This window comes from Paracoccus mangrovi, from assembly GCF_042648425.1.
GTDB classification, from domain to species: Bacteria; Pseudomonadota; Alphaproteobacteria; order Rhodobacterales; family Rhodobacteraceae; genus Paracoccus; species Paracoccus mangrovi.
Genome location: NZ_JBHRXJ010000002.1, coordinates 89,900 through 113,467, shown reverse-complemented (window position 1 = coordinate 113,467; position 23,568 = coordinate 89,900). Strand labels below are relative to the sequence as shown.

The following is a 23,568-nucleotide window of genomic DNA, read 5'->3' as shown; positions in this document are numbered from 1 at the left end:
CGCGCGGGGCGCGCGTGGAAAGCGGCCGTTCCGCAGAGGTGACCTTCACCGGTCTGCGGCGCGTATCCCCGATCACGCCCCCCGCAGGCCATTCTGTCGACCGCAGGCTTCGCCCTGCGCTGGAAAGGCCCTGACATGACCCGCAAAGCCGCTTTTGCGCCCACCCTCCCCGGAACCGCGCTTCTTGCCGCGATCATCGCCCCCCTGCCCCTTTGGGCACAGCAAGGCGACCCCGACACCGTCCAGCTGGACCCGGTGGTCATCACCGGCGGGCTGACCCCGATCGCCGCCGATGCCTATGGCCGCGCCCATACCGTGCTGACCGCAGACGAGATCGAGCGGCGCGGCCTGCGCACCGTTCAGGACGCGCTGCGCATCGTGCCGGGCGTCGCCGTAAGTTCGGCCGGGGCATCCCAGACCCAGGTCCGCATCCGCGGCGCCGAGGGCAACCATACCCTGATCCTGATCGACGGCGTGCCGGCGACGGGCGGCAATGACGAATATTACCTCTCGGGGCTTGAGACCGCGAATATCGACCGCATCGAGGTGCTGCGCGGCCCGCAATCGGTCTTTTACGGATCGAACGCCTCGGCGGGGGTGATCAATATCGTCACCCGCCGCGCCGAGCCCGGCACCCATGCCGGCGGCCGCGTCGAGGTCGGAAACGGCTATGCCCTGTCAGGCTGGTTCAGCCAGCGCGGCGAACGCGGCGGGCTGATGTTCACGGCCTCAAAGCATGACGATCACGGCTATAACTCGGCGCTGAACGGCGACGAAAAGGACGGGATCGACCGCCGCAGCCTTGGGCTGAGCGGCGACTGGCAGGCCAGCGATGCCTTGCAGCTTGGCTTTACCCTGCGCCGCGCGCGCGAGGACATGGATTACGATTCCCAAAATTTCTCGGCCACGGGCGCCGGGACCTATCTGATCGACGATCCCGACCGGCACAGCCGGCATGACGAATTCACCGGCGCGCTTTGGGGCGAATATGTGATGGCGGACGGGCGGCTGGTCCACCGGCTGGAATATCAGGAATCGGTCTTCAAACGGCGTCAGGACAGCGACGACGAAACGCGCGGGGAAACCCGGGCGCTGAAATACCGGCTCAGCTATGGGCTGGACGGCCGGCCCGTCGCCGAGGCGCGGCATCTGCTGAACCTGATGATCGAGCGGGTCGAGGATGAAAACGACGCCGCCCCCGATTATGCCCGCGCCAACAATTCGCTGGCGCTGGAATATCGCGGCTTTCTGGAAAACGGGCTGGACATTCAGGCCGGCCTGCGGCGCGACGATTTCGACCGTTTCGCCGATTTCACCAGCTGGAATCTGGGCCTGTCGTGGCAGGTGCCGGACAGCCGCTATCGGCTGCATGCCTCGGCCGGGCGCGGGCTGGTCAAGCCGTCCTATTACGAACTTTTCGCCGATGACGCCTATACGCTGGGCAATCCCGGCCTGAGCCCGGAACGCAACAGCGGCTTTGATCTGGGCGTCGAGGCCGAGCTCATGGACGGGCGCGGCAGCATCGACGTGACCTATTTCAACGAACACATGCAGGACGAAATCAGCTATGCGGTCGGCGCCGCCCCCGATGGCCGCGCCAGCTATGTCAACCAGCGCGGCGAAAGCCGCCGGCAGGGGGTCGAGGTCGCCGGCCAATGGCAGGCCAGCGACGCGCTGTGGCTGGGCATGAGCTATACCTATCTGGACGCGAAAAACCCCGACGGATCGGTCGAGGTCCGCCGCCCGCGCCATCAGCTTGGCCTGAGCGCGCGCCACGATCTTTGGGACGGGCGCGGCTGGATCGGGGGCGACATCCGCCACGTCGCGGGCAATTACGACAGTCAGGGCTGGAACGGCGATCAGGTCCGGGAACTGCCCGATTACACGCTGGTCAACCTGTCGGGGGGCTATGACCTGACCGACCGCGTCCGCGCCACCGCCCGCGTGGTGAACCTCTTTGACAAGGAATATTCCGATGTCTGGGGTTACGGCACGCAGGGACGTCAGGCCTATCTGGGGCTTGAGGCCAAATGGTGACAGGCCCCCGGCTCGGGACCCGGGTGACGCCGAGCCTTGTCGCGCTGATCCTTGCGGCGGGGTTGATGCTGGGCGGGGCGGCAAGTGCCGCGCCGCGCCGGGTCGTATCGATGAACCTGTGCACCGATCAGCTGGCGATGATGCTGGCGGCACCGGGGCAGCTGATTTCGATCAGCCATCTGGGCCACGATCCGGCGGTCTCGCCCATGGCGGATCGGGCGCGGGCCTATGGCCGCAATCACGGCCATGCCGAAGAGCTGTTTCGCCTGCGTCCCGATCTGGTTCTGGCCGGGCGCTATTCCGGCGGGGCTGCGGTCGCGATGCTGGAACGGCTGGGGGTTCCGGTGCTGACACTCGCGCCGGCCCGCGATCTGACCGAGGTGCGCGAGAATATCCGCCAGCTGGGACAGGCCCTTGGTCAGGAGGCCCGCGCCGCGCGGATGATCGCCGATTTCGACGCGGGCCTTGCCACGCTGCGGGCCGCGCGGGATGCGGCGCCGCTGCGGGCCGCGATCTATGATCCGAACGGCTATAGCTGGGGCAACGCCTCGCTGGCCGGCCAGATCGTCACCGAGGCGGGCCTGCACAATATCGCCACCGAGTTGGGGATCACCTCCGGCGGCCAGATGGCGCTGGAAACGCTGGTGCTGAGCGATCCCGACATGCTGATCCGCAGCCCACGCTATGCCACCGCCTCGCATGCCGAAGAGGTGCTGAGCCACCCCGCGCTGACCGCGCTGTTGCGGGGCGGCACCATCGACGCGGCCAGCGGGCCGGACTGGTCCTGCGGCACGCCACAGCTTTTGGGCGCCATCGCCGCGTTGCGGGCGGCGGCCGCACAGGAGGGGGCTGCAGGGGGCGACACCACGGAAAAAAACACCACGCCGGGGCACGCCGATGCCGCCCGGTGATCGCAAGCGGATCGCCTTGCTGGCCGGGCTGGCGGCGCTGGTCGCGGCGCTGTTTCTGGTGTCGCTGGCCACCGGGCCCGGGGGCTTTGCGCCCGGCGAAAGCTGGTCTGCGCTATTGCGCGGGGAAAACGGCGACCTCATGGCCATGGTCATGCGTGAAATCCGCCTGCCGCGCGCCATTCTGGGCGTGCTGGTCGGCGCCAGCCTTGGCCTTGCCGGGGCGGCGATGCAGGGGTTTTTGCGCAACCCCCTGGCCGAACCGGGGCTGATCGGCACCTCGGGCGCGGCGGCGCTGGGGGCGGTGCTGGCGATCCAGACCGGGCTGGCCGCGGCCTTGCCCATGGGCCTGCCCCTGGCGGCGCTGGCCGGCGCGCTGGGATCGGTGCTGCTGATCCTGATGCTGGCCGGCGGGCGCGGCGGCGGTTCGCTGCACCTGATTCTGGCCGGGATCGCCATTTCGGCGCTGGCGGGGGCGCTGGTTTCGCTGGTCCTGAACCTGTCGCCCAACCCCTTCGCGGTCAGCGAGATCGTATTCTGGATGATGGGATCGCTGGCCGACCGGTCGATGCTGCATGTCTGGACCATGCTGCCGTTTTTCGGGATCGGCACGGCACTGATCCTGAGCACCGGGCGCGGCCTGAACGCCCTCACCCTGGGCGAGGACGCCGCCGCCTCGCTGGGCATCCCGCTGCGGCGGCTGCGGCTGATGCTGGTGGTGGGGACCACCATGCTGGTCGGATCGGCCACGGCGGTGGCGGGCGCGATCGGTTTTGTCGGGCTGGTGGTGCCGCATCTTTTGCGCCGCGCCTGCGGGGGCGAACCGGCGCGCCTGTTGCCGGCCTCGGCGCTGGGTGGGGCGGCGATGCTGCTGGCCGCCGATATCGCGGTGCGCCTGATCGTGCCAGAGCGCGACCTGAAGCTGGGGGTTCTGACCGCGCTGATCGGGGCGCCGTTTTTCCTGCACCTGATCTGGCGCAGCCAGAGGGACGATCCGTGATGCTGCTGAGTCTGCGCGACCTCTCTGTCACCCGCCGCAGCCGCAAGGTGGTTCAGGGCATCAGCCTTGACATCACGCCGGGCGAGTTCATCGGCCTGATCGGCCCGAATGGCGCCGGCAAGACCAGCCTGCTGCGCGCCGCGCTGGGGCTTTTGGCGCATGAGGGGCATTCCTCGCTGGCCATGCTGCCGCCGGGGAGGCGGGCGCGGATGGCGGCCTTTCTGCCGCAGGGGCGACAGATCGCCTGGCCGGTCACGGTCGAACGGCTGGTCGCGCTGGGGCGCATTCCCCATGGCGCGGCGCCGGGTGACGCCGCCGCCATCGACCGCGCCATCACGGCCCTTGGATTGGACGAGATGCGCCACCGCCCCGCGACCCAGCTTTCGGGCGGTGAACAGGCCCGCGCCCTGATCGCGCGCGCCATGGCGCAGGAAACCCCGCTTCTGGTTGCGGATGAACCCATCGCCGGGCTGGATCCCGCCGCCCAGATCGCCGCGATGCGCGTCTTTGCCGCGCGGGCCGCCGCAGGCGGCGCGGTCATCGCCTCGCTGCACGATCTGGGCTTGGCGGCGCGCCATTGCTCGCGGCTGATCCTGCTGGATCGGGGGCGCATCGTGGCCGAGGGTCCGCCGGCCGAGGTGCTGACCCCCGACCATATCGGCCGCGTCTTTGGCATCAGCGCCCATTTCGCCGATACCGCACAGGGGCCGGTCTTTCAGCCGCTGGACCTGTTGCCCGCCCGCGCACCTTAAGACATGCAAAAAGCCGCGGACAGATCGTCCGCGGCTTTGCGATAACTTGCGAAACACCCTTACTTGACGCGGGCGTTGCGGTTCGCGACCAGCTTCAGGCGCAGCGCGTTCAGCCGGATAAAGCCCGCCGCATCCTTTTGATCATAGGCGCCGGCATCGTCTTCAAAGGTCACATGCGCCTCGCTGTAAAGCGAATGATCCGACCAGCGGCCAACGGTATTCACGCTGCCCTTATAGAGTTTCAGCCGCACGGTGCCGGTGACATGTTCCTGGGACTTGTCGATCAGCGCCTGCAACATCTCGCGCTCGGGGCTGAACCAGAAACCGTTATAGATCAGTTCGGCATAGCGCGGCATCAGGCTGTCTTTCAGATGCCCCGCGCCGCTGTCCAGCGTGATCTGTTCGATGCCGCGATGCGCCTCAAGCAGGATGGCCCCGCCGGGGGTTTCATAGATGCCGCGCGACTTCATGCCGACAAAGCGGTTTTCCACGAAATCCAGCCGCCCGATGCCATGCTTGCGGCCATATTCGTTCAGATCGGTCAGAATCGTCGCCGGCGACAGACGGGTGCCGTTGATCGCCACCGCATCGCCGCGTTCGAAGGTCACTTCGATATATTCGGGCGTATCGGGCGCATCCTCGGGGGAAACCGTACGCTGATAGACGTAATCGGGCGCCTCTTCGGCGGGGTTTTCCAGCGCTTTCCCTTCGCTGCTGGTGTGCAGCAGGTTGGCGTCGACGCTGAACGGGGCTTCGCCGCGCTTGTCCTTGGCGATCGGAATCTGGTTCGCCTCGGCAAATTCGATCAGCTTGGTGCGCGAGGTCAGATCCCAAAGCCGCCAGGGCGCGATGACCTTGATCGAGGGATCCAGCGCATAGGCCGAAAGCTCGAAGCGCACCTGATCGTTGCCCTTGCCGGTGGCGCCATGGGCCACGGCATCGGCGCCGTGCTGATGGGCCAGCTCGACCAGACGCTTGGAAATCAGCGGCCGCGCAATCGACGTCCCCAAGAGGTAAAGCCCCTCATAGACCGCATTGGCGCGGAACATCGGGAACACGAAATCGCGCACGAATTCCTCGCGCAGGTCCTCGATATGGATATTCTCGGGGGCGATGCCCAGAAGCTCGGCCTTTTTGCGGGCCGGTTCCAGTTCCTCGCCCTGGCCCAGATCGGCGGTGAAGGTGATCACCTCACAACCATATTCGGTTTGCAGCCATTTCAGGATGATCGAGGTGTCCAGCCCCCCGGAATAGGCAAGGACGACTTTCTTCGGCGCGTCGGTCATGCGGTGTCCCCTTCGAATTTGCCGCAGGGATAGGACCTTTCACCCGTTGCAACAAGGGGCGCGCCAAAAGATAGTTGCCCCGAAACCCGCCAAAAAGACGACCTTTGCCCCCACGCCCCAAGCTTCAACAGACATGAGCCATCGCGATGCAAGCCCATGGAACCGTCACCACGACCGAGCTTTTGCGCATCACGCTGCAACAGATCGGCCGGTATAGCGGGCGGATCCTGTCTGTCATGGGGCTGATATGGCTGCTGCAAATGCCATCATACTTCAGCGAACGTCTTTTGCTGCCGCTCGATGCGATGGCGATGTTGGGCCTTCCGCCGGGTCCGGTCAGCCTTGCCGCCGGGAGCATCGTCATGCTGGCCACCTATATCGGCACGACCTGGAGCGCGGTCGGCTGGCACCGGCTGGTGCTGCTGGGCGAAGAACCCGCGCGGTTCCTGCCGATCTGGCATACACAGCCGGTTCTGGCCTATTTTATCGTCTCGCTGCTTTTGCCGGTGGTGACCTGGGGCCCAGCATTGGCGATGGCGGCCGCCATCGGGATGGTCATATTGAAAACGGGCGCGCCGCCCATTCTGATCGCGATACCCGCCTTTTCGGCAACGGTTTTCGGGGTCTGGCTTTCGCTGCGACTCGCCCCGGTTCAGGTCAGCCGCGCCCTGCGGGAACGGGTCGGCATTCACGGCGCCTATCTCCGCACGGCACCGCTGTCCCGCCCACTTTGGGGCTGCGCAATCATCGGCGCATTGTGCATCTGGATTCTCGTCGGGATCATATTCGCGGTCCGTTCAGTACTGATCGGAACAGACGGATCTTACTTACACGAGACGGCCATCTTTCTTGATGCCATCGCATTCTTGCTGGCCTATTTCCTGTTTTTCATCATTGCCGTGTCGGGGTTCAACACAGTCTATCTTTTGCCCGACACCGAGGACGATAAGGCGGAAGTGTTCAGCTGACCCTTGCCAAGCCCCGAAATCCGCGCCATTCGCGGAGCATGGAAAACTTTGCCGCCTCGGTCCGGCAGGCAGAGATCGCGCTGCGCGACCTCTTCGAGCCGACCCCGCTTCAGAAGAATGACCACCTTTCGGCGAAATACGGCGCCGAAATCTGGCTGAAACGCGAAGATCTGACCCCGGTGCGCAGCTACAAGCTGCGCGGCGCCTTCAACGCCATGCGCAAGGTCGCGGGCGGCGCAGCCCGGCATTTCGTCTGTGCCAGCGCCGGCAACCATGCCCAGGGCATGGCCTTTGCCTGTCGCCATTTCGGCGCCCGTGGCACCATCTTCATGCCCGTCACCACGCCGCGCCAAAAGATCGACAAGACCCGCATTTTCGGCGGCGACGCGGTCGAGATCGTGCTGATCGGCGATTATTTCGACCAGACGCTGGCCGCGGCCCAGGACTATGCCGGCGAACAGGGCGCAAGCTTTCTGTCGCCCTTTGACGATGCCGATATCATCGAAGGTCAGGCCACGGTCGGGCTGGAACTTCTGGATCAGCTGGGCGGTGCGCCCGATCTGATCGTGTTGCCGGTAGGCGGCGGCGGGCTGTCGGCCGGGATCACGCATTTGCTGGCGGATCTCGCGCCCGGAACCCAAGCCGCCTTTGCCGAGCCGGAAGGCGGCGCCAGCCTGCGGGCCGCGCTGATCGCCGGTCACCCTGTCACGCTGCCCCAGGTCGACAACTTCGTCGATGGCGCCGCCGTGGCCCGGATCGGCGCGCTGCCCTTTGCCGAGCTTGGCCGTTTCGCCCCGGATCAGGTCTATCTGGCCCCCGAAGACCGCATTTGCGCGACCATGCTGGAAATGCTGAACATCGAGGGAATCGTTCTGGAACCCGCCGGCGCGCTGGCCGTGGATGTGTTGCAGGATATTCCCGATCTGGCCGGCAAACGCGTGGTCTGCATCTGTTCGGGCGGCAATTTCGATTTCGAACGCCTGCCCGAGGTCAAGGAGCGCGCGCAGCGATTTTCCGGGCTGAAACGCTATTTCATCCTGCGCATGCCCCAGCGTCCCGGCGCATTGCGCGAATTCCTGCAATTGCTGGGCCCCGAGGACGATATCGCGCGCTTTGAATATCTCAAGAAATCGGCGCGCAATTTCGGCTCGATCCTGATCGGGATCGAAACCAGCCAGCCCGGAAACCTGGATCTGCTTTGCGAAAGGCTGGAACAGCACGGGATCGGCTATCGCGATATTACCCGTGATCCGGTGCTGGCCGAATTCCTGATCTGACCGGGCGCTGGCCCGGTCATTCCGGCGCCGTCATCCGAAAGCAGACGCCGATTGCGGGCGCCGGCCAGCACAAAAGGGCTGCCGCAAGACTGGCCCTATTGCGCCCGCCGCAGCGGATGCAGCGCTGCATCCAGCCCCTGCATCAGCATCTTCTTGGATTCCGAATAGCAGGTCATCACATCGGCAATAGAAATCTGCGCGCTGCGGTCTTCCCCGATCTGACGCTCGCCCTCATCGCACAGCCCGCCAAAGGCCGAGAATCCCAGATTCCAGGCACAACCCTTCAAAAAATGCAGATCCGTTTCCAGCCGTACGGGATCCTCGGACGACAGGCGCATCATCACCCCTTCGACCTCATCAAGAAACATTTCCAGAATCAGCTGGAATTCGGCATCGCCGACCTCCCCGCGCAATTCATTGATCCGGTCCCAGTCCAGCATACCCAGCCTTTGGCAGATTCGTCCTGAGACAATATCAGGCAATTCCCCTATATCCGGTTAATCGCGAAAATTGTCTGGATTAACGGAACATTCAACCAATGCGGGATAGTAATCGCGCATGAGCATTGTCGATGTCCAGGCCGTGAAAACCGTACCGCGAAGTTCGCGGCTGGTTTTGCTTGTCGATGACAGCCGCGCACAGCGGCGGACGCTGGCCGTCCAATTGATCCGCGCCGGCTATCACGTCGTCGAGGCCTCGAACAGCGATGAGGCAATGGCAATCTGTGTTGAGCGACGACCCGATATCGTCATTTCGGACTGGATGATGCCCGGGCAAAGCGGGCTGGATTTCTGTCGTGATTTCAGAAGCATGCAATCGGATCGCTATGGCTATTTCATCCTTCTGACCTCGCGCAACGATAAAAAGGACATTGCCGCCGGCCTGCGTGCGGGCGCGGATGAATTTCTGACCAAGCCGGTTTCGGGGGCCGAGCTGCTGGCGCGGCTGTCGGCCAGCGAACGCATCCTGCGGATGGAACAAAGCCTGCGCAAAACCAATGCGCAGCTCAGCGAAACCCTGACCCAGCTGCGTGAAACCCAGGCGGCGATCGAACGCGACCTGCGCGAGGCGCGCAATCTGCAACAAAGCCTGGTGCGCGACCGACACGGCCGCTTTGGCGAATTCGACCTGTCGCTGTTGATGCGGCCGGCGGGTCATATCGGCGGCGATCTGGTCGGGTTCTTCCCCATCAACGCACGCCGGGTCGGGCTGTTTGCGCTGGATGTGTCGGGGCACGGGGTTGCGGCGGCCTTGCTCAGCGCGCGGCTGGCGGCGCTGTTATCGGGCGCGACCGACCACAATATCGCGCTCAAGGTGACCGATCTGGGGCTATATGACGCCCGCCCCCCGGTCGAGATTCTGCGCGAACTGAACGGGCTGATGCTGGATGACCTGCGCACCGACAGCTATTTCACCATGGTCTATGCCGATCTGGATTTTCTCAGCGGGAAGCTGCGGCTGGTACAGGCGGGACACCCCTATCCCGTGCTGCAACGCGCCGATGGCACCATCGAGGCGATTGGACGCGGCGGCTTGCCTGTGGGGATATTCGCCCATGCCGAATATGACGAGGTGCAGCTAACGCTGAATCCCGGCGACCGGCTGTTCATCACCTCGGACGGGCTGACGGAAACAGAGAATCAGCGCGGCGAAACCCTGGGCGATGACGGGTTGCAGGCGATCTTGCGCACCAATGCCTCGCTCAAGGGCGATGCCTTGCTGGAATCGATCTGCTGGTCGGCCGCGCATTACAGCCAGGGCCGCCCCAATGACGATATATCCGCCGTTCTGATCGAACGCAGCCGCGAGGCTCAGACCGAATGGGACTAATCGGCGCCGGCCGGCCCGATCCGGTCACCCACCTTGCCGCAGCGCAAGACGCAGATGCGCCCGCGCGCCCGGTTCCGGCAACAGCGCGGCGGCGCGCGACAAGGCGACCCAATGCGCCTCGTGCCCCGGCTCGCTGGGCGCGGACAGGCGCGAAATCGGTCGTGCGACCCAGATCGAGCAAAGCTTTTCGGCCCAGAAACCATATTCCGGCATATAGCAATAGCGCCGATAGACGCCCAGCCGGCGCGCGCCCCCGATCGTCCAGCCTGTTTCCTCGCGCACCTCGCGATGCAGCGCGGCCAAGGGCGATTCCCCCGGATCGATGCCGCCGCCGGGCAACTGAAATTCGGGCTCGGGCTGATGCTGGAAGGTCAGCAGGGCTTGCCCGTCGCGGATCAGCACCGCATAGGCGCCGGGTCTTAGCCGATAGGGATGCCGCCCGGGCGGCGGGCCGAAACGCCGGATCATCGCAACCTGCCTTTGCCTTGCAGCCATCGCGGCACGGAACGCCGCGACCTGTGTCATATCCCGGGTTGCATAGCCCCGGCGGACGGGCGCCGCAACGCGAACCGGCAACCGGACTTCGGTGGAAAAGACCGTGGCGCGTCGCGGGGACGTTTCTTTTTGGCGTTCGCATCCGTCCAAGCCGGCAAAGGCATCGCGCATTCCATGCAGGCTTTGCGCCGACGCGGGAAAACGCGGGGCCGATCACGGCCTCGGGGGAACGGAACGGCCCGATGATCGGGGCCACGTTTGTCGGGCCTGCGGTCGGCGCGGACAGCATGGCAGGCGATCCGCGGACAGGGGCGGATATGACCTTGATCAGTTTCAGCAAAGGCGGGGCATCGGCGGGGCCGGTCACCAAGGGGCGGGACCGTCCCCTGTGGTCTGGCACGACATTTCATATGTCACGCCGCCGGATTCGTCAGAATGCCATTCACGGCACGGAGTATCATCCCGGCGCCATCTGTGACGCCGGGCATGCGACTAGCACGGGCAACAGGTGCGCCCTGCGCCAAGCCTCGCATCCGGGCGGATCGCAGCATGCGAATTGACCGGATTTTTCGTCAAAGCTTGCTCCGGGCGGCCGGCAATCGGCGTCATCACTGTCCGGGATGCGGCGGCGTCACCTTTTCCGATCATGATGAAGAATGGGGCTATTTCGGCAGCCGCCACTGCACCGAATGCGATTGGGAAGAGAACAGGCGCGGCGTTCCCCCGTCGCCAAGGGAAATCAACGGCGATCCGCGTCTGCCCTTGCTGGGGCACGAACTGACCGCGCAATTGCTGATGGTGGAACAATCCGGCGACGCCTATTCGCCATTTCAACCGGAACGGATCGCGCGCTGCGAAAAGCTTAGCGCACTTGGCTATCTCGTTCCGCATCAGGATGAAAACGACATGCCCTATTTCATGCCCGCACCACCACCCGATTGACCCGGAAGCGCGGCGCCGGACAGTCGGATTTGGGGGAAGCCACGGCGGAACGGCATGCCCCGTTCGGTGAGCGGCCTTTCGACGATAGACTCTTTCAAGATCGGGCGCTTCAAGATCGAGCCGTTCGGTGATCGGTCGCAGAACCTCGCGCCCCCGATGACGCGGGCCGGCAGGGATCAGGGATCAGGGATCAGGGATCAGGGATCAGGGATCAGGGATCAGGGATCAGGGATCAGGGATCAGGGATCAGGGATCAGGGATCAGGGATCAGGGGACATCACCGCATGGGCAAGGCACAAGAAGAAAATCACAACACACTGCAAATAAAAGCAAAAATCAGACGCCACCATCCACGACAAAGGTGCGAATTGAAAAACCCCGCCCCTCAGAGAGGAGCGGGGTTTTTATGGTGCCCAGGAGAGGACTCGAACCTCCACGCCTTGCGGCACACGGACCTGAACCGTGCGCGTCTACCAATTCCGCCACCTGGGCAGGTGGTGTGAGCGGGGTGATTAAGGCCAGCCGCGGGGGGTGTCAACGGGGGGTCGCAAAGAATCTTTGCGGCAGTGAAAAATTTTTCATCGCACATCGCAAACTTGCGTCACGGCCCCCTTGCACGGCATCGGAACGCATGCGCGCAAGACCCCTGTCCATATGGCCAGCTTGCCTATTATCCGGGCGGACTCATATCAAGACTTTGACAAACATGGCTTTGCCGGTGTTCACTTCGGCAAGCGTGATGAGTTGGATATGGACCATCTGATTTCACGCGAATGGGACGCGATCGTCATCGGAACGGGCATCGGCGGGGGTTCCGTCGGCAGAGCCCTGACCGAGGCCGGATTGTCGGTTCTGTTCGTCGAAAAGGGGCCGGATCTGGGCGATGCCGCATTGCCCGCGATCCAGATCGCCGACCCCGCGCCGGCGGCGCGCCTTGCCAATGGCAGCTGGCCGCGCCTGCTTGAGGCGGAGCTGGACGGCCAATGGTTCGAACTGGACGGCATGGTCGGCGCGGGCGTGGGCGGAACCTCAGCCTATTACGCCGCCACGCTGGAACGGCCCGAACGTCACGATCTTGACGAAACCGACACCCAGCCGCATCCGATAGGCGGCTGGCCGGTCGGATATAACGAGTTCCAGCCATGGTTCGCCATGGCCGAAAACTATTTTCAGATCAACGGAGAGGTGGATCCGCTGGCACCCGAGGGCGCGGTTCTGCCGCCGCCGGCCACGCCCCTGCCCGCCTCGGACGCCTTGTTGATGGAGGATCTGCGCCGGGCCGGCATGCATCCTTATCGCACGCATATGGCGGCGCGTTTCGTACCCGGCTGCGAAAGCTGCTTTGGCCGCCGCTGCCCGCGCCGCTGCAAGATGGACGGGCGTTCGGCGGGGGTGCTGCCGGCGCTGGACACCGGGCGCGCCGCGCTGCTTGACGATTGCAGCGTCACCCGGATCGAGGCCGATGCCGGCACCGTGACCGGCCTGAGATGCCGCCGTGGAGACCAGGAATTCACCCTGCGCGCGCGACGCTATGTGCTGGCGGCCGGGGGGCTGGGTTCGCCCACTCTGCTGTTGCGGTCGGCCAGCGAAATCTGGCCCCAGGGCCTTGGCAATCGCAGCGGGCTGGCCGGGCGCAACCTGATGTTCCATCTAAGCGAGATCATCGCGATCTGGGCCGGGCGCACCCGGGGCGAAAGCGGCGCTGCACGCTCGATCAGCATGCGCGATCTCTATTCGATGGACGGTCAGCGTTTCGGCACCGTGCAATCCATGGGCCTGACCGCCGGTTACGGCGAGATCCTTTATGCGCTGCACAAGAAATTCGCACGCTCGCCCCTGCGCAACATCCGTCCGCTGCGGCACGGGCTGCGGGTGCCGGCCTGGCTTGCCGCGCGGACGCTGGGTCAGGCCAAGCTGTTTGTCGGCGTGCTTGAGGATCTGCCCTATATCCACAACCGGGTCTTGCCCGACCCCGAGGATGGCGACCGGCTGCGCTTTCACTATGACATCTCGCAAGAATTGCAGGATCGCCGCGCCGCCTTTCGCAAGGCCATGCGCCAGGCGTTCCGCCCGCATCGCGCCATGTTCACCAGCGTTGCGCCGGAACTGAACTTTGCCCATCCCTGTGGCACGCTGCGCTTTGGCGACGATCCGGCGACCAGCGTGCTGGACCGGGATTGCCGCATGCATGGTCTGGACAATCTTTATGTCACCGACAGCTCGTTCATGCCGACCTCGAACGGGGTGAACCCCAGCCTGACCATCGCCGCCAACGCGCTTCGGGTGGGTGCGCGAATTGCCGCGCAGATGCAGCCACGGCTTGCCGCTGTCTGAAGCCTTGGCTATTGAACGTGGAGGTACGCCAGTAAGGGGATGACCGCCATGTCCGCAGCCAAGCTTGTCACCATTTACGGGGGCTCGGGTTTTCTGGGCCGGCAGATCGCGCGGGTCATGGCCGCACAGGGCTGGCGCGTGCGCGTCGCCGTGCGCCGCCCCAACGAGGCCGGCACCGTGCGCACCTATGGCGCCCCCGGACAGATCGAGCCGGTCCCCTGCAATGTCCGCGACGACCTTTCCGTCACCGCCTGCATGGCCGATGCCGATGCCGTGGTGAACTGCGTGGGCATTCTGGTGCGCGAGGGCAAGAACACCTTTGACGCCATCCACGAAGAGGCCGCCGGCCGCATCGCCCGCATCGCCGCCCGGACGGGGATCCGCCATTTCGTGCATGTCTCGGCGCTGGGTGCGGATGCGAATTCGGAAAGCCGCTATGCCGCCTCAAAGGGCCGGGGCGAGGCTTTGGTGCTGGAACATCGCCCCGATGCGGCGATCCTGCGCCCCTCGATCATCTTTGGCGCGGACGATCAATTCTATAACCGCATCGCCTCGATGGCGCGGCTGGGGCCGTTCCTGTTCGTCCCCGGCGCCAATACCCAGGTTCAGCCGGTCCATGTCATGGATGCGGCGCATGCGGCGGCGATGGCCGCCTCGGGTCAGGCGGGGCCTGGCATCTATGAGCTGGGCGGTCCCGATGTGCTGACCATGCGCGAGGTGGCGCGGCAGGTGCTGAAATCGACTGACCGCCGCCGCGCGATCATCGGCATCCCGCATTGGATGGCCGGCGTGATGGGATCGGTGCTGGATGCCGGGCAGGTCGTGACCGGCGGGCTGTTGACGAACCGCATCCTGACCCGCGATCAGGCCCGCAGCCTGCGTTATCCGAACCGGGTCGGCGAAAGCGGCGTCAAGACCTTTGCCGATCTGGGGATCGAGCCGGTCGCGGCGGCTGCGGTCATCGACGGATATCTGTGGCGCTTTCGCCCCTCGGGGCAATATGAGGCGATCACCGCATCGGCCAAGAACCTGCGCGACAACTGAGCCGCCGGCTCGGGCCTTTGAGGGGATTGCGGCTTGTCCTATCTGAACGATGTCCTGCTTGGCGTGATCGAGGGGATTACCGAGTTCCTGCCGATCTCAAGCACCGGGCACCTGCTTTTGGCCGAACAGGTGCTGGGTGCGCGCTCGGACGCCTATAATATTGTCATTCAGGCGGGCGCGATCCTTGCCGTCACGCTGATCTATTGGCGGCGTCTGGTCGGGCTTATCACCGGCTGGGGCGACCCGGCCAATCGCGACTATCTGCTGAAACTGCTGACCGCCTTTGGCATCACCGCCGTGCTGGGGCTGGTGGTCAAGAAGCTGGGCTTCGAGCTGCCTGAAACCGTGACCCCGATCGCATGGGCGCTGGTGATCGGCGGCATCTGGATGATCTGGGCCGAAAGCGTCGCCGAGAAACAGCCCGACCGCGTGGCCATCACATGGCGCGTGGCGATCGCCGTCGGCATCGCCCAGATCATCGCCGGGATGTTTCCGGGCACCTCGCGTTCGGCGGCGACGATTTTCGCGGCCATGCTTCTGGGCACTTCGAACCGCGCGGCGGCGACGGAATTCGCCTTTCTGGTCGGCATTCCGACCATGTATGCGGCCAGCGGCTATGCCCTGCTCAAGGAATTCAAGGACGGCGCCGGGACCGAGGACTGGACCGGCATGGGCATCGCCTTTGTCGTGTCGATGGTGACGGCCTTTGTCGCGGTGAAATGGCTGCTGGGCTATATCCGCACCCATCGCTTTACCGCCTTTGCCGTTTACCGCATCGTCTTTGGTGCGATCCTGCTGGGGCTGGGCTGGGCGGGAATCGTTCAGTGACCCCGGCCCTTTCGGAGGCCGAATCGCATGGATTTGCTGGGGCGGAATGCATTTAGGTAAACTAAACTGACCTAAAAATTGCCGCTATGCCGCGGCGAAAGCCCGCGCAGCACGAAAAATCGTCAAATAGGTCAACCGTACTGACTTTTCATTGCGCGCGCCCTGTCCTATCAGGCTTTGGACACCCTCGTTAGCGAAGGACGCGCAGCCATGGCCACGCAAAAGATGCTCAAATTCGTCAACCTTGGGCGCGAGATGCCCGAGAAACGCGATGCAGCATCCCGATCCGAGGATTTCCACGAGATCTATCGCGAATTCGCCGATGCCAAGGCCAAGGAACAGGCCAGCCGGTGCAGCCAGTGCGGCGTGCCCTATTGCCAGTCGCATTGCCCGCTGCACAACAACATCCCCGACTGGTTGCGCCTCACCGCCGAGGGGCGCACGCAAGAGGCCTATCTGCGCAGTCAGGAAACCAACACCTTCCCGGAAATCTGTGGCCGCATCTGCCCGCAGGACCGTCTGTGCGAAGGCAATTGCGTCATCGAACAATCGGGCCACGGCACCGTCACCATCGGCGCCATCGAGAAATACATCACCGACACCGCGTGGGAGGAAGGCTGGGTCCAGCCCATCGCCCCGGTGGTCGAACGCGCCGAATCCATCGGCATCATCGGTGCCGGCCCGGGCGGGCTTGCCGCCGCCGACCGGCTGCGCCGCATGGGCTATCAGGTCACGGTCTATGACCGCCACGACCGCGCCGGCGGGCTGATGATCTATGGCATCCCCGGCTTCAAGCTGGAAAAGCATGTGGTCGAACGCCGCAACGCGCTGCTGGCCGATGGCGGCGTCGAATTCGTGCTGAACGCCAATGTCGGCGAGGATATCAGCTTTGACGCCATCCGCGGCAAGCATGACGCGGTGCTGATCGCGACCGGCGTCTACAAGACCCGCGATCTGGATATCGACAATGCCGCCGCGCGTGGCGTCGTGCGGGCGCTGGACTATCTGACCGCCTCGAACCGGGTCGATCTGGGCGACGAAATCCCCGATTACGAGGATGGCGAGTTGAATGCGCGCGGCAAGCGCGTCGTCGTCATCGGCGGCGGCGACACCGCCATGGACTGTGTGCGCACGGCGATCCGCCAGGGCGCGCAATCGGTGAAATGCCTTTACCGCCGCGACCGCGCCAATATGCCCGGCTCGCAGCGCGAGGTGCAGAACGCCGAGGAAGAGGGCGTCGAATTCGTCTGGATGTCCGCGCCCGGCGCCTTTGCCGGCCATGTCACCGGCGAGGCGATGATCGCGCAGGAAGTGGACGTTGACGGCGACCCCATCGCCATCGCCTCGGTCCGGGTCCAGAAGATGCGTCTGGGCGCGCCGGACGTGTCGGGCCGCCAGTCGCCCGAACTGATCGAGGGCGCCGATTACGACGAACCCGCCGATCTGGTCATCAAGGCACTGGGGTTTGAGCCCGAGGACCTGCCCCGCCTTTGGGGCGTCGAGGGGCTTGAGGTCACCCGCTGGGGCACGATCAAGGCCGATTATCAGACCCATTCGACCAGCCTGCCGGGCGTCTATGCCGTGGGCGACATCGTGCGTGGCGCGTCGCTGGTGGTCTGGGCGATCCGCGACGGGCGCGAGGCCGCCGACAGCATCGCGAACTGGCTGTCCGACGCCGCCCGCGTCGCGGCGGAATAGGGGGGCAGGCCATGTCGCATCATGCGCAAACGCATCCGATCCCGGCCCGGCCGCCGCGCCTTGCCGCCCGGCTGAGCCCGGCCATGGCGGCGGCGGCTCTGGTTCTGGCCGGCCTGCCGGTTCAGGCGGCGAATTTCACCCCGCCCCAGGGCTGCACCCTGGAAATGACGGTGCAGAACCGCGGCTGCACCGTGTCGCAGCATTACCGCTGTGGCAGCGATGCGGCGGGCGATCAGCGGGTGAGCATCTTTACCCCGGATGGCCCCGTCTATCAGTCGCATATCGACAAGGAAACGCGCTGGCTGGAAAGCACCAACCTGACCAATGGCATCCGCGACGAACTTGTGCCCGATGCCGAAGATCACGCGTCCTTTTCGACCCTTCTGGCGACCGGGCGGGACGATTTCGATTTCTGGACCCGCGCCAATGACGGCCAGCGGCTGCATCATGTCGGCTTTGACGTGCTGCCCGGCGAAAAGGTGACCATCGACGGGGTGCCGCTGGAAATCACCCGCTTTGAGCTGACGACCTATAGCGAGGCGGGCGATGTCCTGATCCAGCGCAAGGGCCAGCAATTCATCAGCCGCGCCCATGGCCGTTTCTATGGCGGCATCGAAGAATCCACCGATTGGACCGGCGCGGCCCAGCAAAGCAATGACAGCCCGGTGACCTTTGCCTTTCCCGGCCAGCCCGGTTTCGGCGTCACCCGGCCCGAATATGACTGTGACCTGCAAATGGTCAAACTGCGCCGACCCGCCAATGGCGGCTGACGGCGCGCCCCGGAATTTCTCTTTCGCAGGGCCGCACGGCCGGCCCCGCAACAACGCTTCTCTGTTTCAGGAGACCATGCTGTGACCGAATTTTCCCAAGACTGGCAAGCCATCGAAGAAGCCCGCCGCGCATGGATGGCGGAAAACAGCCTTTACCGGACCGAGGATGAGCATTCGTCCTGTGGCGTGGGCCTTGTGGTCAATATCGATGGCCGCGCCAGCCGCAAGGTCGTCGAGGCCGGGATCAGCGCGCTGAAAGCGATCTGGCATCGCGGCGCGGTGGATGCGGACGGCAAGACCGGCGACGGCGCGGGCATCCATGTCCAGATCCCGGTGCCCTTCTTTTACGATCAGGTCCGCCGCACCGGCCATGAGCCCGACCGCGAAAAGCTGATCGCCGTCGGTCAGGTATTCCTGCCGCGCACCAATTTCGCCCAGCAAGAGGCCTGCCGGACCATCGTGGAATCCGAGGTCCTGCGCATGGGCCATTACATCTATGGCTGGCGCCATGTGCCGGTGAACACCGCCGTTCTGGGCGAAAAGGCCAATGCCACCCGCCCCGAGATCGAACAGATCCTGATCCGCTGCGACAAGGAGATCGACGAGGAACGGTTCGAGCGCGAGCTGTACATCATCCGCCGCCGCATCGAAAAAGCGGCCATCGCGGCCCAGATCCCGGGGCTTTATTTCGCCTCGCTGTCGTGCCGGTCGATCATCTACAAGGGCATGATGCTGGCCGAGCAGGTCGCGGAATTCTATCCCGACCTCAAGGATGAGCGGTTCGAAAGCGCCTTTGCCATCTATCACCAGCGCTATTCGACCAACACCTTCCCACAATGGTGGCTGGCGCAGCCGTTCCGCATGCTGGCCCATAACGGCGAAATCAACACGCTGAAAGGCAACTCGAACTGGATGCGCAGCCATGAAATCCGCATGGCGTCCAACACGTTCGGCGAGATGGCCGAGGATATCAAGCCGATCATCCCGGCCGGGTCGTCGGATTCGGCGGCGCTGGATGCGGTGTTCGAGGTGATGGTGCGTTCGGGCCGCTCGGCGCCGATGACCAAGACCATGCTGGTCCCCGAAGCCTGGTCCAAGGCCACCACCGACATGCCCAAGGCATGGGCCGACATGTACGCCTATTGCAACGCGGTGATGGAGCCGTGGGACGGTCCCGCAGCGCTGGCCATGACCGATGGCCGCTGGGTCTGTGGGGGGCTGGACCGCAACGGGCTGCGCCCGATGCGCTATGTCGTGACCGCCGACAACATGCTGATCGCGGGGTCCGAGGCCGGCATGGTCCCGGTGAACGAGGCCGAGGTCCGCGAAAAAGGCGCGCTTGGCCCCGGCCAGCTGATCGCCGTCGACATGAAGGAAGGCCGGCTTTACCACGATCTCGACATCAAGAACCGTCTGGCCAACAGCCAGCCCTTTGGCGAATGGATCGAAAAGGTCGTTCAGCTGAACGAGGTGATGCGCGATTTGCCCGAAAAGCTGAGCTTTACGGGCGACGAGCTGCGCCGCCGCCAGATCGCGGCCGGCTATACGGTCGAGGAAATCGAAACCATGCTGGCCCCGATGGCCGAGGATGGCAAAGAAGCCTTGGCCTCGATGGGCGATGACACGCCGCCCGCCGTGCTGTCGGGTCAATACCGGCCCATGTCGCATTTCTTCCGCCAGAATTTCAGCCAGGTGACCAACCCGCCGATCGACAGCCTGCGCGAAACCCGGGTGATGAGCCTCAAGACCCGGTTCGGCAACCTCAAGAACGTGCTGGACGAATCGTCCTCGCAAACGGAAATCCTGCTGCTGGAAAGCCCGTTCGTCGCCAATGGCGAATTCGTCGAGATGATGCGCATGTTCGGCGAGGCGGTGACGCAGATCGACTGTACCTTTGCCGATGGCGCCGGCCCCGAGGCCATGGGCCAGGCGCTGGCCCGCATCCGCGCCGAGGCCGAGGATGCCGTGCGTTCGGGCGCCGGTCATCTGGTGCTGACCGATGAACGGATCGGGCCGGACCGGATCGGTCTGCCGATGATCCTTGCGACCAGCGCCATCCACAGCTGGCTGACCCGCAAGGGGCTGCGCACCTTCTGTTCGCTGAACGTGCGTTCAGCGGAATGCGTCGATCCGCATTATTTCGCGGTGCTGATCGGCTGCGGCGCGACCACGGTGAACCCCTATCTGGCCCAGGACACCATCGCCGAACGGATCGAGCGCGGCTTGCTGCCCGGCAACCTGATCGACAATATGCGCAACTATCGCGACGCCATCGACGCCGGTCTGTTGAAGATCATGGCCAAGATGGGGATTTCGGTCCTGTCCTCGTATCGGGGCGGGCTGAACTTTGAGGCGGTCGGCCTGTCGCGCGCCATGGTCGCGGAATATTTCCCCGGCATGCAGTCGCGGATTTCCGGCATCGGCCTGCACGGGCTGCAAGCCAAGCTCGAGGATGTCCATCACAAGGGCTTCCACGCGCCGGCGACCGAATTGCTGCCCGTGGGCGGTTTCTACAAGGCGCGCCGTTCGGGCGAAAAGCACGCCTGGGAAGCCAACACCATGAAGCTGTTGCAGGTCGCCTGCGAAAAGGCGTCCTATGACGTCTGGAAACAGTTCACCGCCACCATGCGGGCGAATCCGCCGATCCACCTGCGCGACCTTCTGGACATCAAGCCGCTGGGCAAGCCCGTGCCGCTGGAAGAGGTGGAATCGATCACCTCGATCCGCAAGCGGTTCGTGACGCCCGGCATGTCGCTTGGGGCGCTTTCGCCCGAGGCGCATATGACGCTCAACATCGCGATGAACCGGATCGGCGCGAAATCCGACTCGGGCGAGGGTGGCGAGGATCCGGCGCATAGCCACCCCCTGCCCAATGGCGACAACCCCTGCGCCAAGATCAAGCAGGTGGCGAGCGGCCGGTTCGGCGTCACCGCCGAATATCTGAACGCCTGCGAAGAGCTGGAAATCAAGGTGGCCCAGGGCGCAAAACCCGGCGAGGGCGGCCAGCTGCCTGGCATGAAGGTCACCGACCTGATCGCCCGGCTGCGCCATTCGACCAAAGGTGTCACCCTGATCAGCCCGCCGCCGCATCACGACATCTATTCGATCGAGGATCTGGCGCAGCTGATCTATGACCTGAAACAGATCAACCCGCGCGCCAAGATCACTGTGAAGCTGGTGGCATCATCGGGCGTCGGCACGATTGCGGCGGGCGTCGCCAAGGCAAAAGCCGATATCATCCTGATTTCCGGCCATAACGGTGGCACCGGCGCCAGCCCGGCGACCAGCATCAAATTCGCCGGCCTGCCCTGGGAAATGGGTCTGACCGAGGCGCATCAGGTGCTGGCCATGAACCGGCTGCGCGACCGGGTCACGCTGCGCACCGACGGCGGCCTGCGCACCGGCCGCGACATCGTCATGGCCGCGATGATGGGGGCCGAGGAATACGGCATCGGCACCGCCGCCCTGATCGCCATGGGCTGCATCATGGTCCGTCAGTGCCAGTCGAACACCTGTCCGGTGGGCGTCTGCACCCAGGACGAAAAGCTGCGCGCCATGTTCACCGGCTCGGCGGACAAGGTGGTGAACCTCATCACCTTCTATGCCACCGAGGTGCGCGAGATTCTGGCCAGCATCGGTGCGCGTTCGCTGGACGAGGTAATCGGCCGCGCCGACCTGTTGACCCAGGTCAGCCGGGGCGACAAGTCGTTGGACGATCTGGACCTGAACCCGCTTCTGATCACGGTCGATGGCAGCGAAAAGATCGTCTATGATCGCTCGAAGCCCCGCAACGCGGTGCCCGACACGCTGGACGCGGAAATCATCCGCGACGCCGAACGCTTCTTCAGCGACGGCGAAAAGATGCAGTTGAGCTATGCGGTGCGAAACACGCTGCGCACCATCGGCACGCGGACCAGCTCGATGATCGTGCAGACATTCGGCATGCGCAACAAACTGCAACCCGACCACCTGACGGTGCGTCTGACCGGCAGCGCCGGCCAGTCGCTGGGGGCGTTCGCCGCGCCGGGCCTCAAGATCGAGGTTTCGGGCGATGCCAACGACTATGTCGGCAAGGGCCTGTCGGGCGGCACCATCACCGTGCGCCCGCCCATGGCCAGCCCGCTGATCGCCGATCAGAACACGATCATCGGCAACACCGTGCTTTACGGCGCCACCGACGGGCATCTGTTCGCCGCCGGCCGCGCGGGCGAACGCTTCGCGGTCCGCAACAGCGGCGCCAAGGTGGTGATCGAGGGCTGTGGCTCCAACGGTTGCGAATACATGACCGGCGGCGTCGCCGTGATCCTTGGCCGCATCGGCGCGAATTTCGGCGCCGGCATGACCGGGGGCATGGCCTATCTTTATGATCCCGACGGCATGGCGCGCGACTATATCAACGCCGAGACGCTGGTCCTGTGCCCGGTCACCCAACCCCATTGGGAGGCGCAGCTGAAAGGCCTGATCGAGCGCCATCACAAGGAAACCCTGTCGCGCAAGGCCGGGGACATTCTGCAAAACTGGGACGAGGAAAAGGCGAACTTCCTGCAAGTCTGTCCCAAAGAGATGCTGCCGCATCTCAAGCACCCGATCGCCGAGGTCGAGGACATGGCCGCCGTTCCGGCCGAATAGGACGCCCAGACAATGTCACGGCCGCAACCCACCCGGTTGCGGCCGTGATCCATTTCAGCAAGCAAGCGTGTTTGAACGATGAAATCCCTTTTCCTGATCCCGGCGCTTCTGGCGCTGACCCTTCTGCCCGGATGCCGCGACGAAGAGGGCCCGATGCAGCCCGGCATCTATGAAACCACCGTCCCCGGCGGCGCCACGAACCGCGTCATCTTCAACAAGGATGGCACCCTTGCCGAGATGGAGGATTACAAGCCCAAGCCCATCGATGAGGGCAAATGGTGGCGCAAGGACGGCAAGCTCTGTCTGGAAACGCAACTGCTGGGCGGGAAGTTGTGCTTTGACGAAAAGCCGCTGCCCGATGGTGGATTCAGCCTGACCGCCGGGGACCGCGTCACCGAATTCCGGCTTTTGGCCCGCTAGGGGGACCGCGCGTGACCAACGAGGCGATGGGCTTTTTCATGTTCGTGCTGATGGTCGCGCTGGGTGGCCCGGCGATGGCGCTGGCTTACCGGCTGCCGCCGGCGCGGCGAAGCTTTGAAAAGCGCAAGGCGATGTTCGCCGAGGGGCGGCTGAAGCGTGATCCCGAACAGGAACCCATGGGCCCGCACAGATCGTTTCTGCGCAATATGATCGGCGGCTTTGTGCTTTTTGCCGCCATATCCGGGGCCATGCTGGCCGGGATCCGCATCGCCGCGGGCTAGGGTGCGACCCCGCGTGCAGACAAAAGCGATTGGCGCGACCGGCCCGACGGGCTAGAACGCCCGCGCAAC

General features: G+C 64.6%; 19 protein-coding genes and 1 tRNA gene. 16 read left to right on the top strand and 4 right to left on the bottom strand.

Annotation, left to right across the window (positions count from 1 at the left end; translation table 11 throughout):
• The first annotated feature begins 135 nt into the window (after positions 1 to 135).
• From ACFOMH_RS02925 to ACFOMH_RS02910, 4 genes are read left to right on the top strand one after another with little or no spacing between them, the layout of a single operon-like run.
• The gene (locus tag ACFOMH_RS02925; protein ID WP_377742517.1) at positions 136 to 2,037 is read left to right on the top strand and encodes a TonB-dependent receptor plug domain-containing protein; all 1,902 of its coding nucleotides are present in this window, start codon (positions 136 to 138) and stop codon (positions 2,035 to 2,037) included.
• A gap of 23 nt (positions 2,038 to 2,060) precedes the next feature.
• A complete protein-coding gene (locus ACFOMH_RS02920; protein WP_377742515.1) occupies positions 2,061 to 2,948 on the top strand; it encodes an ABC transporter substrate-binding protein in 888 nt (295 codons plus the stop codon).
• The gene (locus ACFOMH_RS02915; protein WP_377742514.1) at positions 2,935 to 3,945 is read left to right on the top strand and encodes a FecCD family ABC transporter permease; all 1,011 of its coding nucleotides are present in this window, start codon (positions 2,935 to 2,937) and stop codon (positions 3,943 to 3,945) included. The genes ACFOMH_RS02920 and ACFOMH_RS02915 overlap by 14 nt, the downstream gene beginning before the upstream one ends.
• Positions 3,942 to 4,697: an ABC transporter ATP-binding protein gene (locus ACFOMH_RS02910; protein ID WP_377742512.1), complete on the top strand. Its 756-nt coding sequence runs from the start codon at positions 3,942 to 3,944 to the stop codon at positions 4,695 to 4,697. Before ACFOMH_RS02915 ends, ACFOMH_RS02910 begins: the two co-directional genes overlap by 4 nt.
• 59 nt (positions 4,698 to 4,756) lie before the next feature.
• On the opposite strand, the gene ACFOMH_RS02905 is transcribed toward ACFOMH_RS02910, so the two are convergent.
• Positions 4,757 to 5,983: an argininosuccinate synthase gene (locus ACFOMH_RS02905; protein WP_377742510.1), complete on the bottom strand. Its 1,227-nt coding sequence runs from the start codon at positions 5,981 to 5,983 to the stop codon at positions 4,757 to 4,759.
• A 146-nt stretch (positions 5,984 to 6,129) separates the two neighbouring features.
• Between ACFOMH_RS02905 and ACFOMH_RS02900 the strand changes: the two genes are divergently transcribed.
• Both ACFOMH_RS02900 and ilvA read left to right on the top strand, forming a co-directional pair.
• Complete coding sequence (locus ACFOMH_RS02900) at positions 6,130 to 6,951, top strand: hypothetical protein (RefSeq protein WP_377742509.1); 822 nt, start codon at positions 6,130 to 6,132, stop codon at positions 6,949 to 6,951.
• A gap of 38 nt (positions 6,952 to 6,989) precedes the next feature.
• Positions 6,990 to 8,228 (top strand): threonine ammonia-lyase IlvA, encoded by a 1,239-nt coding sequence (gene ilvA, locus ACFOMH_RS02895; RefSeq protein WP_377742508.1) that lies wholly within the window; start codon positions 6,990 to 6,992, stop codon positions 8,226 to 8,228.
• Positions 8,229 to 8,323: 95 nt separating this feature from the next.
• Here the strand turns inward: ilvA and ACFOMH_RS02890 are convergent, their stop codons facing one another.
• Positions 8,324 to 8,668: an Hpt domain-containing protein gene (locus ACFOMH_RS02890; protein ID WP_374422260.1), complete on the bottom strand. Its 345-nt coding sequence runs from the start codon at positions 8,666 to 8,668 to the stop codon at positions 8,324 to 8,326.
• 118 nt (positions 8,669 to 8,786) lie between these two features.
• On the opposite strand from ACFOMH_RS02890, the gene ACFOMH_RS02885 reads away from it, so the two are divergent.
• Positions 8,787 to 10,058, top strand: coding sequence for a PP2C family protein-serine/threonine phosphatase (locus ACFOMH_RS02885; protein ID WP_377742506.1), 1,272 nt, complete (start codon positions 8,787 to 8,789; stop codon positions 10,056 to 10,058).
• 24 nt (positions 10,059 to 10,082) lie between these two features.
• On the opposite strand, the gene ACFOMH_RS02880 is transcribed toward ACFOMH_RS02885, so the two are convergent.
• Positions 10,083 to 10,526 carry an NUDIX domain-containing protein gene (locus tag ACFOMH_RS02880; protein ID WP_377742504.1) on the bottom strand — a complete coding sequence of 148 codons (444 nt, stop codon included), beginning with the start codon at positions 10,524 to 10,526 and terminating at the stop codon, positions 10,083 to 10,085.
• A 576-nt stretch (positions 10,527 to 11,102) separates the two neighbouring features.
• On the opposite strand from ACFOMH_RS02880, the gene ACFOMH_RS02875 reads away from it, so the two are divergent.
• On the top strand, positions 11,103 to 11,495 hold the full coding sequence (locus ACFOMH_RS02875) for a hypothetical protein (protein ID WP_377742503.1): 393 nt from the start codon (positions 11,103 to 11,105) through the stop codon (positions 11,493 to 11,495).
• 407 nt (positions 11,496 to 11,902) lie between these two features.
• Here ACFOMH_RS02875 and ACFOMH_RS02870 read toward each other — a convergent pair.
• A tRNA-Leu gene (locus ACFOMH_RS02870) sits at positions 11,903 to 11,987 on the bottom strand.
• 258 nt (positions 11,988 to 12,245) lie between these two features.
• Between ACFOMH_RS02870 and ACFOMH_RS02865 the strand changes: the two genes are divergently transcribed.
• The 8 genes from ACFOMH_RS02865 (at position 12,246) to ACFOMH_RS02830 (ending at position 23,499) form a co-directional block, all read left to right on the top strand.
• A complete protein-coding gene (locus ACFOMH_RS02865; protein WP_377742501.1) occupies positions 12,246 to 13,829 on the top strand; it encodes a GMC oxidoreductase in 1,584 nt (527 codons plus the stop codon).
• A 48-nt stretch (positions 13,830 to 13,877) separates the two neighbouring features.
• Complete coding sequence (locus tag ACFOMH_RS02860; RefSeq protein ID WP_374422252.1) at positions 13,878 to 14,873, top strand: complex I NDUFA9 subunit family protein; 996 nt, start codon at positions 13,878 to 13,880, stop codon at positions 14,871 to 14,873.
• Positions 14,874 to 14,906: 33 nt separating this feature from the next.
• Complete coding sequence (locus ACFOMH_RS02855; RefSeq protein ID WP_377742500.1) at positions 14,907 to 15,701, top strand: undecaprenyl-diphosphate phosphatase; 795 nt, start codon at positions 14,907 to 14,909, stop codon at positions 15,699 to 15,701.
• 210 nt (positions 15,702 to 15,911) lie between these two features.
• Positions 15,912 to 17,399 (top strand): NAD(P)-dependent oxidoreductase, encoded by a 1,488-nt coding sequence (locus tag ACFOMH_RS02850; RefSeq protein WP_377742499.1) that lies wholly within the window; start codon positions 15,912 to 15,914, stop codon positions 17,397 to 17,399.
• Positions 17,400 to 17,410: 11 nt separating this feature from the next.
• Positions 17,411 to 18,169, top strand: a complete 759-nt coding sequence (locus ACFOMH_RS02845) for a hypothetical protein (RefSeq protein WP_377742498.1) — start codon at positions 17,411 to 17,413, stop codon at positions 18,167 to 18,169.
• Positions 18,170 to 18,250: 81 nt separating this feature from the next.
• A complete protein-coding gene (gene gltB / locus ACFOMH_RS02840; RefSeq protein ID WP_377742496.1) occupies positions 18,251 to 22,798 on the top strand; it encodes a glutamate synthase large subunit in 4,548 nt (1,515 codons plus the stop codon).
• 78 nt (positions 22,799 to 22,876) lie between these two features.
• A complete protein-coding gene (locus tag ACFOMH_RS02835; RefSeq protein ID WP_374425261.1) occupies positions 22,877 to 23,218 on the top strand; it encodes a hypothetical protein in 342 nt (113 codons plus the stop codon).
• Between the two features lie 11 nt (positions 23,219 to 23,229).
• Positions 23,230 to 23,499: a hypothetical protein gene (locus tag ACFOMH_RS02830; RefSeq protein ID WP_377742494.1), complete on the top strand. Its 270-nt coding sequence runs from the start codon at positions 23,230 to 23,232 to the stop codon at positions 23,497 to 23,499.
• The last annotated feature ends 69 nt before the right edge of the window (positions 23,500 to 23,568 follow it).

Bases quoted from the DNA above. Each gene is read 5' to 3' on its own strand.
- ACFOMH_RS02915 (WP_377742514.1), top strand. From the start codon at position 2,935: ATGCCGCCCGGTGATCGCAAGCGGATCGCCTTGCTGGCCGGGCTGGCG.
- ACFOMH_RS02885 (WP_377742506.1), top strand. From the start codon at position 8,787: ATGAGCATTGTCGATGTCCAGGCCGTGAAAACCGTACCGCGAAGTTCG.
- ACFOMH_RS02860 (WP_374422252.1), top strand. From the start codon at position 13,878: ATGTCCGCAGCCAAGCTTGTCACCATTTACGGGGGCTCGGGTTTTCTG.
- ACFOMH_RS02865 (WP_377742501.1), top strand. From the start codon at position 12,246: ATGGACCATCTGATTTCACGCGAATGGGACGCGATCGTCATCGGAACG.
- ACFOMH_RS02880 (WP_377742504.1), bottom strand. From the start codon at position 10,526: ATGATCCGGCGTTTCGGCCCGCCGCCCGGGCGGCATCCCTATCGGCTA.
- ACFOMH_RS02890 (WP_374422260.1), bottom strand. From the start codon at position 8,668: ATGCTGGACTGGGACCGGATCAATGAATTGCGCGGGGAGGTCGGCGAT.
- ACFOMH_RS02925 (WP_377742517.1), top strand. From the start codon at position 136: ATGACCCGCAAAGCCGCTTTTGCGCCCACCCTCCCCGGAACCGCGCTT.
- ACFOMH_RS02835 (WP_374425261.1), top strand. From the start codon at position 22,877: ATGAAATCCCTTTTCCTGATCCCGGCGCTTCTGGCGCTGACCCTTCTG.
- ACFOMH_RS02850 (WP_377742499.1), top strand. From the start codon at position 15,912: ATGGCCACGCAAAAGATGCTCAAATTCGTCAACCTTGGGCGCGAGATG.
- ACFOMH_RS02900 (WP_377742509.1), top strand. From the start codon at position 6,130: ATGCAAGCCCATGGAACCGTCACCACGACCGAGCTTTTGCGCATCACG.
- ilvA (WP_377742508.1), top strand. From the start codon at position 6,990: ATGGAAAACTTTGCCGCCTCGGTCCGGCAGGCAGAGATCGCGCTGCGC.
- ACFOMH_RS02845 (WP_377742498.1), top strand. From the start codon at position 17,411: ATGTCGCATCATGCGCAAACGCATCCGATCCCGGCCCGGCCGCCGCGC.
- ACFOMH_RS02875 (WP_377742503.1), top strand. From the start codon at position 11,103: ATGCGAATTGACCGGATTTTTCGTCAAAGCTTGCTCCGGGCGGCCGGC.
- ACFOMH_RS02905 (WP_377742510.1), bottom strand. From the start codon at position 5,983: ATGACCGACGCGCCGAAGAAAGTCGTCCTTGCCTATTCCGGGGGGCTG.